Raw genomic sequence first — 12,065 nt, 5'->3', positions numbered from 1 at the left:
GTCCCGCGACAGCAAACTCACCCGGACCCCGTCCCGCGACAGCAAACTCACCCGGACCCCGTCCCGCGACAGCAAACTCACCCGGACCCCGTCCCACGACGGCAAGCTCCACTCCGCGCCTGTTCAGCGGACCCCGCGGGCGCTGCACCAGGTGCACGAAGCAACGTGCATCGCTGCTCCATCGGATGTATCGCCTCCCCAGCGGACGTATCGCCGCCCCACCGGAAGCCCGGCTGCAGCACCGGAAGGAACGCGACATGAGTGCAGTGGAGTCCGTCGGGGGCGAGGGGCCGGAAAGTATCCAGGGCGACGGGTGTTGGCCGGACGACTCCGAGTTCCGGGCGGCGTACCTGCGGGCGCACCCACCAGAGCCTGCGGTACGCCCGTTCCCGCATTGGCTGACCCCGAACAGCGACGCTACCGAGTTCCCGCGCCTGCTGCGACACGTGCGGGATCACGGATTCTGGTGCGGGACGGATTTATCTGCCGCGGGAAGCCCACCCCCGGAACTTGCTATCGCGGGAAGCCCACCCCCGGAACCTGCTATCGCGGGAAGCCCACCCCCGGAACTTGCTGTCGCAGGAAGCCCACCCCCGAAACCTCCCATCACGGGAAGCCCACCCGCGGTACCTCCCATCGCGGGAAGCCCCGGCCGTCGGCCACAACACCCCCGGCCCCACCCACCCGACCGAGACATCCAGCCCTCCCATCGAGCCACCCCCTCCGCAGCCCCGGGCCGATTTGCGTCACAGGATCACGCCGCGCTATGGTTCTCTGGTTGCCGAAACGGCAACAAGGTCTGCGGCGCGAGTCGCATGGCCCCGTGGCGCAGTTGGTTAGCGCGCCGCCCTGTCACGGCGGAGGTCGCGGGTTCGAGTCCCGTCGGGGTCGCGAAAGCGGTAAAACCCTTGTGGTTTACCGCTTTTGTGCTTACTGGCAACAGTTGGCACGGCCAGGTAGCTCAGTTGGTAGCAGCGTTCGCCTGAAAAGTGAAAGGTCGCCGGTTCGAACCCGGCCCTGGCCACCACCTCCAGCCCGCACCGCATCCCGGTGCGGGCTGAATCTTTTCCCGGGGCCGGACCCGGAGCCCCGGCCGGACCCGGAGCCTCGGCCGGACCCCTGAGTCCCGGCCAGACCCTGAGTCCCGGCCAGACCCCGAGTCCCGGCCAGACCCGGAGATCAGGCCTTCGGCTCCCCACCGACCGACTCCCCGCCGACCGGCTCCCCGCCGACCGGCTCCCCACCAACCGGCTCCCCACCGATCGGGTACCCGTCCCAGGCGAACTCCGGCGCGGTCCCATCGATCAGGTCCGCCACCATCGACGCGAACCGGCCACAGTGCACGATGTCATGCGACTCACACCGCAGCGCATGCTCGGTCATCTCGCGCGACTTGACGATTTCGCGCTCCCGGGCGGCGAGGTCGGCCAGGTGCCCCTCGAGGATCCGGTGCCGACCGGGAGTGTCAGCATCCAGCAGGGCCCCGATCCGCTCCACCGACATCCCCGCCCACCGGTTCCGGATGATCACCGCGACGCGAACCAGATCCGCCTCGGTATAGCTGCGATACCCACTGCCATCCCGCTCGGGATACAGCAGGCCCGCCTCCTCCCAGAACCGCAGCACCGACGTTTCGACCCCGAAGCGCCCCGCCACTTCCCCGATCTTCATCCGGATCCCCCTCAGCCCTTGCCTTCAAGTTCACTTGAAGGTACATCCTGATGAACATGAATCTCAACACTGACATCCTGATCATCGGTGGCGGCCCGGCGGGTCTTCAGGCCGCCCTCACCATCGGCCGGGTACACCGCAACGCGGTCCTGCTCGATGACGGGCGCTACCGCAACGCGCCGGTCGCCCACATGCACAACGTCCTCGGCCAGGACGGCACCCCGCCGGCCGATTTCCGTAAACAGGGCCGGGAGGAATTGGCCGCCTATCCCACCGTGCAGGTGCTCGACGCCCGCGCGGAGGTTCTCGCCGGGGACGTGACGACCGGTTTCGTGGCCGCCCTCACCGACGGCCGCGAGGTCCACGCCCGCCGGGTGATCCTGGCCACCGGCGTACGCGACGAACTGCCCGACGTTCCCGGCCTGGCCGACCTGTGGGGCGACCGAGCGGCCCAGTGCCCGTTCTGCCACGCCCACGAGTTCAGTGGCACCCGATCCGGGATTCTCGGCGCGACTCGGGCCGAGCACTATGTGGCCCTGCTCCGGCCGGTCGCCGGAGAACTGCTCATCCTGCCCCTGCCCGGCGAAGAAGGCCTGCCCGCCCCGACCGGTACCCCGCAGGCCGCAGCGCCGGTCGCCCGGCTCACCGAGGTCCCCGACGGCGTCGAGGTCACCTTCACCGACGGCGGCACCGCCCGCGTCGCCGTCGTCTTCACCGCGGCCCGCTTCCACCAGTCGGCTCCCTTCGCCGAGCAACTCGGACTCGCCCTCAACGAGTCCGGCTGCATCCGGATCAACATCTTCGGCCGCACCAGCCAGGAGGGTGTGTTCGCCGCCGGTGACCTGGCGCACCATCCGGAGCTGCCGATGCCGATGCCCTCGGTCATCAACGCCCTCGCCGCCGGGCAGACGGCCGCCTCGGCCGCCATCGCGTCCCTGCTCTAGGCTGCGCCTATGGCTACCTATGTGATCACCGTCATCGGCGACGACCGGGTCGGGCTGGTCCAGTCCCTCGCCGATGCGGTCGCGGCCGCCGGCGGCAACTGGGAACGCAGCGAGCTGGCCGAGTTGGTCGGGAAATTCGCCGGCCTGGTCGTGGTGACCGTTCCCGATGAGCGCAGCGAGGATCTCGCAGCCGGGCTGCGGGCCCTGGACGGCATGCTCGAGGTCCACCTGCACGAAGCCGGTACGCCGGCGCAGCCCGCCGCGGACACGATCACCGTCACCCTCGACCTGGTCGGCAACGATCGGCCCGGGATCGTCCACGAGATCACCTCGGCGGTGCAGGCCCGGGGACTCAGCATCGACCGTTTCGAGTCCGAGGTCACCGACGCCCCGATGGGTGCGGGAACCCTCTTCTCCTGCCGGGCCGTCCTGCGCGGGGATGAGACGGCATTCCCGCTGGTGCGGGCCGATCTGGAGCGGCTGGCCACCGAGCTCATGGTCGATCTGACCCTGGCCGCGGGCGACGACGCCGCCTGAGCCGGCCGGGTGGCCGCCACCGCGCCGCCCACCCGAGCGCCCGACCCCGAACACACCACAGGCCCGAGCCATCGGCTCGGGCCTGTGGGCGCTGCGGACTCAGGCCTCCTTGACTTCCTTGGACCCCTCGGAGAGCTGGACGCCCTGCACGCCGTTCGGATCGGCGTCTGCCTCTGCGTCGGGATCAGGGATCCCCTTGCCCAGGACCCGCTTGCGCAGGTAGCGCCGCCACCGCGGCTGGTCGCTGACCTCACCGACGATCGACTGGGCATTGTGCGGGTAGACGATGTACCGCACGCCAAGGTTGATCATCGCCTGCAGCCGGTTGCGCCCACCCAGCAACAGGGCGAGGTGCAGCACCACCCAGGTGAGCCAGGCCACGAAACCGGTGAGCTGGATCTTGCCGACCTCCACCACCGCGGCGTTGCGACTGATGGTGGCCATGGTGCCCAGGTCGAGGTAGGAGAACGGCTCGATCGTTTGCCCGGCAATGGTGGCCTCAATGTGCTTGGGCACGTACTTGCCCATCTGCTTGGCCGGCTGGGCCAACTGCGGCAGCGGGTTGTCCGGGTTGACCGCGCAGTCGCCGATCGCGTACACGTTCTCCCGGCCCCGCACCCGGCAGAACTCGTCGATCTCGATCCGGCCGCCGCGCCCCTGCGGAACGCCCCAGTCGGCGACCTCCTTGTGACCCGACACACCGGCGCACCAGATGACCAGATGGGCCGGAATCACCTTGTCGTTCTTCAGTACGACCTGGTCCTGCTCGATCCGGTCCACGTTGTGGCCCAGGTGGACCTGCACGCCCTGTTTGACCAGCGCAAGATGCGCGTAGTCCCGCAGCTTCGGCGCGAACGGGCCGAGCAGGCTGGAGGTGCCCTCGACCAGGTGCACATTGAACCGGGAGGGATCCAGCTCCGGGTACGCCGAGGGGATGCCCAGGATCTTCATCTCGGCCAGCGCGCCGGCCATTTCCACGCCGGTTGCGCCGCCACCGACCACGACGATGGACAGGTCGTGCTCCGGGTCGACGGTGATGCCCTCCAGGCCGGTGAAGACCAGGTCGCGGGTGACCAGGGAGTCCGGGCGGGTGTAGGTGGTGTTCGCCAGTTCGTCGGTACCGGGGACGCCGAAGAAGCCCGGCTCCACGCCCACCGCGAGAATCAGGTAGTCGTAGGGCACCGGATCACCGAGGCCGGTGATCACTTCCTTCTTGTCGTAGTCGATCCCGAACACCGTCGCCCGCCGGAAGCGCACCTGCTTCTTGTACTTCGCCGCGAGCGAGCGCAGCGAATAGGTGACATCTCCGGGGTTCAGACCTCCGGTCGCTACCTGGTACAGCAGCGGCTGGAAGGTCGTATAGGGCCGCTTGTCGATCAAAGTGACCTGACAGCCCTGCTTCACCAGGCGGCGTACCGCATCCAGGCCGGCGAAGCCGGCACCCACAACGACTACATGAGGAACAGTCACGGGCCCCATCCTAGGAGGAAAGATCCCCGTTGTGGGAGACCCCTTTCAGGTCTGCTTGGCTGCGGAACTCGCCGAGGGCACGTACGCCCCGAGCCACTGCGCCAGCAACGCGAAGGCCTGTTTGCGCACCGGGGGATGCGAGAGCACGACATCATGCATCGCTCCCTCGACCCGGGCGAGCGTGACCAGATCCCCCAGCCGTACGCTGCGCTCGGCGATCTGATCCACATCCAGCACGATGTCGGCCTCGGCCAGCGACGCGTCCCAGGTCCGCCGGAAATCCGTCCGGGTCGAGGACAGCACCAGGACCGGAACCCCGATGTGCAGCCCGCGGGCGACCTGCTGATGCCCGGCCAGGACCGCCTTCAACCACCCGGCCCGGATCTGGGCCAGCGGCGTCGACTTCAGGGTCAGGTCGTAGTGCCACTCCCCCTCGCCCTCGTCGGCGTTGATCATCCGCTGATAGAAGCCGTTGTCGTTCAGCGAGAAGACCCGGGTCGGGGTCTGCGCGGCGATCGCATTGACCACCAGCGGCCCCACCGCACGCAGCAGCGGGGTGCCCTGCAGATCCAGCCACGGCGAGTTGAGCACCAGCGCAGCCAGTTCCCCGGGCCGCTGGGCCGCCCACAACGCCGAGATCAGCCCGCCGGTGGAATGCCCCATCAGCACGATCTCGGGATGATCGGCCGCGATCAGATCGATCGCGGCGTCGATCTCGTCGAAGTACTCGGTCAGGTCCGTGGTGTATCCCAGGAACTGCCCCGGCCGCCAGGAGCGCCCGTACCGCCGCAGGTCCAACGCATGGAACGCGTACCCCTGCTCGGTCCAGAACCGGGCCAGGTGCGCCTGGAAGAAGTAGTCGTTCCAGCCGTGGACGTAGAGCACCGCCCGATCTCGAACCTGTTCCGTCGGCGCCGGGCCGGGGTCCCCGGCCGGTTCTCCCGCGCGCGGGGCGACCGGCCGGACCAGGGTCGCGGTGATCTCAGTCTCGGGTTCGCCCGGAGCCGCCGTCGCCGTGGGCAGGGGCAGTTCCAGGCACTCGAAATCCGCCAGCAGGCGATCGGGCGACCACCTGCTGGGGGATGTGTGCTGATTCATCGCGGCCGGCGATTACCCGGAGTGACGAAGATGTCCGTACCCCTGCTCGGGGTAGTCCTCATCATCGGGGTAGTCCTCGTATTCTGCCGCCAGATCCGAGTACGCGTCGGGGACCTCCGTGGTGTCCTCCTCGTGGTGAATCGAGTCACCACGCAACTCTCGTTCCAGCGAGGAAAAGTCCGTCTCGATCGAGCGGTACTTCAACTCGCGGGCAACCTTGGTCTGCTTCGCCTTTGCACGGCCGCGCCCCATTGGGTCGACCCCCTCGCACTCGTCTGCCTGCGGGCTAGCCGCGGTCAATGATGGTTAATGTCGTGCCGCCTAGGCTACCCAATGAAATGCGCTGGGCCAACCACGGTCCGCCCAGCGTGCCATCGCCGCAGGTCGGTGATTCGGTGCGGTCGCGGTACGCGGGGTGAGGGGTCGCAGGGAAGGTCAGCCGGCATGCCCCCCGGAGAGTTCGACGGTGCCGTCACCGGCCACGATCTCACCGGCCACCCAGGCCTTGATCCCGCGCCCGGCCAGCGTGCGTACGGCCTCCGCAGCGGCCTGCGGGGCGGTGATCGCGACCATCCCGACGCCCATGTTGAGGGTGGCCTCGATGTCGGGGACCGAGATCTCCCCGAGGGTGCGGATCAGGTCGAAGATCGGTGCCGGCGTCCAGGTGCCGCGATCGATCCGGCCGGACAGCGTCGCCGGCAGCACCCGGGCCAGGTTGTTGGCCAGGCCGCCCCCGGTGATGTGGCTCATCGCGTGCACCTCGACGGCGTCGAGCAGCGCCAGGCAGTCCTGGGCGTACACCTTGGTCGGGGTGAGCAGGACCGGGCCGAGCGGGCCGCCCAGTTCGGGCACCTCGCGGTCCAGGGCCCAGCCGGCGCGCTCGAAGAGCACGTGCCGGACCAGGGAGTAGCCGTTGGAATGCAGCCCCGAAGATTCCATCGCCACGATCGCATCGCCCTCGCGGACCCGATCGGCCCCGATGATCCGGGATCGCTCGACCACGCCGGTGGTGGCCCCGGCGACGTCGTACTCATCGGCCCCCAGCAGCCCGGGATGTTCCGCGGTCTCCCCGCCGAGCAGGGCGCAGCCGGCGACCACGCAGGCGTCGGCGATACCCTTGACGATCGCGGCGATCCGCTCGGGCACCAGCTTCCCGCAGGCGATGTAGTCGGTCAGGAACAGCGGCTCGGCGCCACAGACCACCAGGTCGTCGACGAGCATCCCGACCAGGTCGAAGCCGATGGTGTCGTGCACGTCCATCGCCTGGGCGATCGCCACCTTGGTGCCGACCCCGTCGGTGGAGGTGGCCAGCACCGGCTGCTGGTACGCCGCCAGCGCGGAGGCGTCGAAGAATCCGGCGAACCCGCCCAGCCCGCCGATCACCTCGGGGCGCCGGGTCCGGGCGACCGACTCCTTCATCAGCGCCACGGCTCGGTCACCGGCCTCGATGTCGACCCCGGCCGCGGCGTACGCGCTGCGCTGGTCCCCGGTGTGCTGCTTGTCTTGGTTCAGGTCAGTCACTGATGGCCTCTTCCAGGAAGGATTCGTCGGGCGGAGCGATCGGATACTCGCCGGAGAAACAGGCGGTGCACAGCTGGTTACCGGGTACGCCGGTGGCCTCGACCATGCCGGGCAGGCTGACGTAGCCCAGCGAGTCGGCACCGATCGAACGGCAGATCTCATCGAGTTCCAGCCCGGGCGCGATCAGCTCGGCCCGGGTGGCGAAGTCGATGCCGTAGAAGCAGGGCCACTCCACCGGCGGCGAGGAGATCCGCACATGCACCTCGGCGGCGCCGGCCTCCCGCAGCATCCGGATCAGCGCGCGCTGGGTGTTGCCGCGCACGATCGAGTCGTCGACCACGACCAGCCGCTTGCCGGCGATCACGTGCTGCAGCGGGTTCAGCTTGAGCCGGATGCCGAGTTGCCGGATGGTTTGCGAGGGTTGGATGAAGGTCCGTCCGACGTAGGCGTTCTTGACCAGCCCGATGCCGTAGGGGATCTTCGACTCCTCGGCGTACCCCAGAGAGGCCGGGATGCCGGATTCGGGCACCGGAATCACCAGATCGGCATCCACCGGGAACTCCCGGGCCAGCCGGCGGCCGATCTCCATCCGCACCGCGTGCACCCGGCGCCCGGCGATGGTGGTGTCGGGGCGGGCCAGATAGACGTACTCGAAGATGCAGCCCTTGGGTTCGGCCTCGGCGAAGCGCCGCGAGCGCAACCCGTCGGCGTCGATCATGATCAACTCACCCGGCTCGACCTCCCGGATGAAGCTGGCGCCGACGATGTCCAGCGCGGCGGTCTCCGAGGCCACCACCCAGCCGTTGCTGAGCCGCCCGAGCACCAACGGCCGAACCCCCCAGGGGTCGCGGGCGGCGTACAGCGTGTGTTCGTCCATGAAGGTGAGGCAGAACGCGCCGACCAGCCGGGGCAGCACCGTGGCGGCCGCTTCCTCCAGGCTGCGATCGGTGAAGGTGGACAGCAGTGTGGCCAGGATCGCGGTGTCGGAGGAGGAGTCCATCCGGTTCTTGTGTGGCACCTCGACGGTGGCGTTGCGTTCGTGCAGCCAGGCCTCGAGCTCGCCGGTGTTGGTCAGGTTGCCGTTGTGGGCCAGCGCCAGGCCGCCGTGCGCGGTGGACCGGAAGGTCGGCTGCGCGTTGTGCCAGACCGAGGCGCCGGTGGTCGAGTAGCGGGTGTGGCCGACCGCCAGGTGCCCGTTGAGCGAGTTCAGGGTCGCTTCGTCGAAGATCTGGGAGACCAGACCCATGTCCTTGAAGACCATGATCTGTTTGCCGTTGGACACCGAGATGCCGGCCGATTCCTGCCCCCGGTGCTGCAGCGCGAACAGGCCGAAGAAGGTCAGTTTGGCGACTTCCTCCCCGGGGGCCCAGACGCCGAAGACACCGCATTCGTCCTGCCCCTTGTCGTCCCGGGCGAGATTTTCGGTGATCGCGAGCGCGTCGGAGTCGAGCTGGTCGGGCTGACCGTCAGGGCGTAGCACAACGACCACCCTACTCGCGCCGTGCGTCGCCGGCCGATTCGTCCACTCCTGCCGGTCCTGCTGGGCCGGTCCCTGCTGCTCCTCCGGGTGACTACCACCCTTCGGCGGCCGCCCAGTGGTCGGCCAGGTGATGAATCCAGTACGGGTTGACCCGATGCCCCTGGGCCCGCGCCAGCTCCGCCTCGCCCCGGTGCGCGATCCGCAGCTGGTACTCCCGAACCTGGGCGGGGTCGCGGGCCAGATAGTCGACGTAGGTGCGCTGGTCGAGCCGGTAGACCGTCTGCCGGTCACGGGAGGCACTGGCCAGGTACGGGCCGGCCTCGGCCACGAAGCGATGTACCGCGGTGGGGGAGATGGTGCGGCGGGCGATCGCCGAGCCGACCGCGGCCCAGACCCCGTCCCGGATCGGCAGTCCGCCGCCGCGGGACAGCGCCAGCGCGGTGAACAGCGGCCGGACCGCCCGGTTGTTGCTGCGCAGCCGGGCGACCGCCTTGGCGAAGACCGCGGTGGGGGTACGCCCGAGCGCCTGGGTCACGGCTCCCTCGCGGGCCAGCCGCGGCCGGGCGAGGATCTCGTGGACGACGAGGCGGGCATACAGGATCTCCTGCTCGGCGCCCAGCACGTCCGTGGTGACCGCGGCCACCTGCGCGGCGGTGAGCTCCCCCGCGGCGACCAGCGGGGCGAGGCCGTCGGTGATCGAGGTGCGGATCAGGTCGGTGTCGCACTGCACCCGGATCACCTCGCCCGGTGCGACGCCCAGTTCGGCGTACAGCTCGGGACGGGTGCCGACGGCCAGGTCGACATCGGCGCGGTGGCCCACCTGGCGCAGCACCCGGGCGACCGCCGGCGGGTCGGCGGCCCGATCCACCCCGTCGACGATCAGCCGGGTGTGGCCGGGGCCGCTGGTGTGTCGATCGACCAGCCGCTGGGTCTCCTCGGCGTTCAGCCCGGCCACGCTGAAGCCGGCGTCCACCCGGTCCTCGGTGGCGGCCACATCGCGCAGCAGTGAGGACTTTCCACCGCCGGGCGGGCCGGACACCACGACGTACCCGGTCCGGTCCAGCCGGTCCAGAACGGCCTCGCGGGCGGCGCCCAGGACCTGGTTCGGGTCAACCGGCGACGCCTCCACCGGGGTCCGGGTCGCCTCGGTCAGGCGGTGGATCCGGACCAGGCGCGCGTTCTTGTCGATGTCGAGGAAGCGGCGCTTGCTGTGGATGGTGCCGGTCAGCTCGTCGACCAGATCGTCGACCGGGATCTCGTCGTCGCGGGCGAAGGTGTGCTGCAGCACCTGTTCCAGCGCGCGGCGCAGTTCGCCGAGGTTGGCCGAGGAGTCGTTCGCGGCGGCCAGGAAGGCGATCTGGTTGGGTCCCTCCTTCTCCTCCATCACGCTGACCAGGTTGCTGATGAAGGTGCCGGACTTGCAGGCCTCGATGATCACCAGCAACCACGCGTCCTCCGGCGCCCGGGCCTCCCAGTTGGCGATGGCCGCACCCATCGCGGCCGGGGTGACGCCCATTTCCTCCACCGACTCCGGGCTGCGGGCGTGGGCCAGGGCGGCGGCCTGCCGGCCGCGGGCCCAACCGTGCCCGACCCAGTAGAGGATGGTCGGACCGTTCGCGATCCCCCAGTCGGCGAAGCGTTGGTTGACCGCATCACCGCCGCGGCTCGGCATCGGCTCGGCCCAGGGGCGCTTGGTGCAGACCCCGAAGTCGGCCAGCAGGTCCGCCACTGCCGTGACCTCGGCCGCCGCGTCGATCGCCGGGAAGTGGTCGAAGGTGTCGAAGTCGAAGGCGTACAGCTCGATCTCGTGCCCGGCCCCGGGGGCCGCTGCGTCCGCGGCCGCGGCCGCGGGGGTCAGTTCGTCGGTGGTCATGACTCCTCCTCGGGCCGGTACGCCAGGCAGCGCTGGGTGATCGCGGACTGGCCGCCGCCGTCCACCTTGAGCTGGTGGATGCCGGGCGTGGGCAGATTCAGCGTCACCTGGAAGCAGTCCTGCGCCCGGTCGTAGCGCACTCCGGGTTCGTCGATCACCCGGTTGTCCTGGTCGAACAGCACCACCGACACATCGCCGGGCCCGGTGACCCCGGTCAGCGCGACCGGGACCGGGGTGCCGACCGCGACCACATCGGGCAGCTCGAACCCGAACCGGCTCTCCCCCAGCCGCGGCCCCTGGTCGGTCTCCCGCAGGATGGTCTGCACCATCCGGATCGACTCGTCGGATTTCGCGATCGGACCGTGCTGCTGGGCCAGCGTGGCCGCCGTGGCACCGACCGGCTGGGCCGAATTGTACGGGACCGTGCCGTCCCCGTGCCGCTCGACCCGGACCAGGTCGCCGTGGTTGTCGCGGGCCAGGGTGCCGTCCGCGGTCACCTCGAAGCTGTACGCCCGACCCGTCACCTGCCCGCCGGACAGAGTCAGCGTGGACGGGGTCGGCTGCTGGATCCCCACCAGGGCGTGGTGGACGCCCGGCAGCACACGCCCCCGAACCCGGTCGTGCGCGGCGATCGCGGTCGCGGCCAGGTCGGCGCTCCCGCCCAGTGTCGCCACGACCTCGGGGGTCAGCCGGACCGGGTCCTGGGTCGGGTCCGCGGACTCCAGGCAGCGGTACATCGGCAGCAGGTCGTACAGCCCGGGCATCGTCACGCCGACCTGCTTGAGTTGTTGCTGGGGCAACGGGAACGGCGCCCCTTTGCCGGTGTTCATGATCAGGGCCGCCTGTGCGGCGCCGTCCAGCGGCGTACCGAGGGTGATGGTGGCGCGAACCTCGGCCGGGTCCGGCATGGCGCGGACCACCATGCCGCCCATCGAGTGCGCGACCAGGACCAGCCGGGGCTCGCGGGCCTCGGGCAGTTCGGCGCGGAAGCGTTGGTACGCCGGGTGCTGCCGCCACCGGGCCAGGTGCGCGGCAGCCGCCTGCTGCAGCGCGACCCCGTTGTACGCCACCGGCAGCCGCCAGTCGTAGGCGAACTCCAGCACCGCCGCGGGGTCGACGACGACCTGATCGATCCCCCGGCGCAGATCGGTGTACGGCTCGAAACCGCGCAGGATCGGCGCCCAGGCCGGAAGCTTCAGCAGCCCGGTCGCCCGGACCCGGCCGTACTCGCCGCGCTGTTCGGCCGCGTCCAGCCCCAGCCGGGGCAGTTCGGTCGTCTTCCTGGTCCACACCCGGGCGTACCAGGGCAGGTCATCGGCACCCCAGATAGTGCCGTGATCGTCTTCCAGCTTGCTCCCCATGATGCCGGGAACAATCACCACCGCATCCGGCGACACCGCCGGGCGGACCCGCGCCCCTACCACGCCTTCCCCCATAGCACAACGCTACGCAGCCCTCTGCTTTCAGGGCC

Annotated in this window: 10 protein-coding genes and 2 tRNA genes; 4 read left to right on the top strand and 8 right to left on the bottom strand. The window is 69.9% G+C overall.

The features are described 5' to 3' along the window. Window positions 1–817 precede the first annotated feature (817 nt). Together G531_RS0112955 and G531_RS0112950 are read left to right on the top strand one after the other, a co-directional pair. Window positions 818–891, top strand: a tRNA-Asp gene (locus G531_RS0112955). Window positions 892–950: 59 nt separating this feature from the next. After that, window positions 951–1,027 (top strand) — tRNA-Phe (locus G531_RS0112950). Between the two features lie 152 nt (window positions 1,028–1,179). On the opposite strand, the gene G531_RS22440 is transcribed toward G531_RS0112950, so the two are convergent. Beyond that, a complete protein-coding gene (locus G531_RS22440; protein WP_081684103.1) occupies window positions 1,180–1,671 on the bottom strand; it encodes a MerR family transcriptional regulator in 492 nt (163 codons plus the stop codon). A gap of 56 nt (window positions 1,672–1,727) precedes the next feature. Between G531_RS22440 and G531_RS0112940 the strand changes: the two genes are divergently transcribed. Then, a complete protein-coding gene (locus tag G531_RS0112940; RefSeq protein WP_211221850.1) occupies window positions 1,728–2,615 on the top strand; it encodes an NAD(P)/FAD-dependent oxidoreductase in 888 nt (295 codons plus the stop codon). 9 nt (window positions 2,616–2,624) lie between these two features. Further along, complete coding sequence (locus tag G531_RS0112935; protein ID WP_026927580.1) at window positions 2,625–3,152, top strand: glycine cleavage system transcriptional repressor; 528 nt, start codon at window positions 2,625–2,627, stop codon at window positions 3,150–3,152. Window positions 3,153–3,251: 99 nt separating this feature from the next. On the opposite strand, the gene G531_RS22435 is transcribed toward G531_RS0112935, so the two are convergent. From G531_RS22435 to G531_RS22430, 7 genes are all read right to left on the bottom strand, one after another. Next, on the bottom strand, window positions 3,252–4,622 hold the full coding sequence (locus tag G531_RS22435) for an NAD(P)/FAD-dependent oxidoreductase (protein WP_211221849.1): 1,371 nt from the start codon (window positions 4,620–4,622) through the stop codon (window positions 3,252–3,254). Window positions 4,623–4,667: 45 nt separating this feature from the next. After that, entirely contained in the window at window positions 4,668–5,720 is a 1,053-nt protein-coding gene (locus G531_RS0112925; protein WP_026927579.1) for an alpha/beta hydrolase, read from the bottom strand. A 12-nt stretch (window positions 5,721–5,732) separates the two neighbouring features. After that, window positions 5,733–5,972 carry a DUF3073 domain-containing protein gene (locus G531_RS0112920; protein ID WP_026927578.1) on the bottom strand — a complete coding sequence of 80 codons (240 nt, stop codon included), beginning with the start codon at window positions 5,970–5,972 and terminating at the stop codon, window positions 5,733–5,735. 183 nt (window positions 5,973–6,155) lie between these two features. Further along, on the bottom strand, window positions 6,156–7,241 hold the full coding sequence (purM, locus tag G531_RS0112915; RefSeq protein WP_245630442.1) for a phosphoribosylformylglycinamidine cyclo-ligase: 1,086 nt from the start codon (window positions 7,239–7,241) through the stop codon (window positions 6,156–6,158). Next, window positions 7,234–8,670: an amidophosphoribosyltransferase gene (gene purF, locus G531_RS0112910; RefSeq protein WP_026927576.1), complete on the bottom strand. Its 1,437-nt coding sequence runs from the start codon at window positions 8,668–8,670 to the stop codon at window positions 7,234–7,236. Before purF ends, purM begins: the two co-directional genes overlap by 8 nt. 142 nt (window positions 8,671–8,812) lie before the next feature. Further along, window positions 8,813–10,594, bottom strand: a complete 1,782-nt coding sequence (locus G531_RS0112905; protein WP_026927575.1) for a hypothetical protein — start codon at window positions 10,592–10,594, stop codon at window positions 8,813–8,815. After that, window positions 10,591–12,030, bottom strand: a complete 1,440-nt coding sequence (locus tag G531_RS22430) for a lipase/acyltransferase domain-containing protein (RefSeq protein WP_145978614.1) — start codon at window positions 12,028–12,030, stop codon at window positions 10,591–10,593. The genes G531_RS0112905 and G531_RS22430 overlap by 4 nt, the downstream gene beginning before the upstream one ends. Window positions 12,031–12,065: the final 35 nt, after the last annotated feature.

It is taken from the genome of Granulicoccus phenolivorans DSM 17626 = NBRC 107789 = JCM 15570, assembly GCF_000423085.1.
In the GTDB taxonomy this organism is placed as follows: domain Bacteria; phylum Actinomycetota; class Actinomycetes; order Propionibacteriales; family Propionibacteriaceae; genus Granulicoccus; species Granulicoccus phenolivorans.
Note: the sequence above shows the minus strand (reverse complement) of the source record. Positions and strands in the feature narration are given on the sequence as shown.

Excerpts from the sequence above, each read along its gene's own strand:
- G531_RS0112925 (WP_026927579.1), bottom strand. The coding sequence starts at position 5,720 with ATGAATCAGCACACATCCCCCAGCAGGTGGTCGCCCGATCGCCTGCTG.
- G531_RS0112920 (WP_026927578.1), bottom strand. The coding sequence starts at position 5,972 with ATGGGGCGCGGCCGTGCAAAGGCGAAGCAGACCAAGGTTGCCCGCGAG.
- G531_RS0112905 (WP_026927575.1), bottom strand. The coding sequence starts at position 10,594 with ATGACCACCGACGAACTGACCCCCGCGGCCGCGGCCGCGGACGCAGCG.
- G531_RS0112935 (WP_026927580.1), top strand. The coding sequence starts at position 2,625 with ATGGCTACCTATGTGATCACCGTCATCGGCGACGACCGGGTCGGGCTG.
- G531_RS0112940 (WP_211221850.1), top strand. The coding sequence starts at position 1,728 with ATGAATCTCAACACTGACATCCTGATCATCGGTGGCGGCCCGGCGGGT.
- G531_RS22440 (WP_081684103.1), bottom strand. The coding sequence starts at position 1,671 with ATGAAGATCGGGGAAGTGGCGGGGCGCTTCGGGGTCGAAACGTCGGTG.
- G531_RS22430 (WP_145978614.1), bottom strand. The coding sequence starts at position 12,030 with ATGGGGGAAGGCGTGGTAGGGGCGCGGGTCCGCCCGGCGGTGTCGCCG.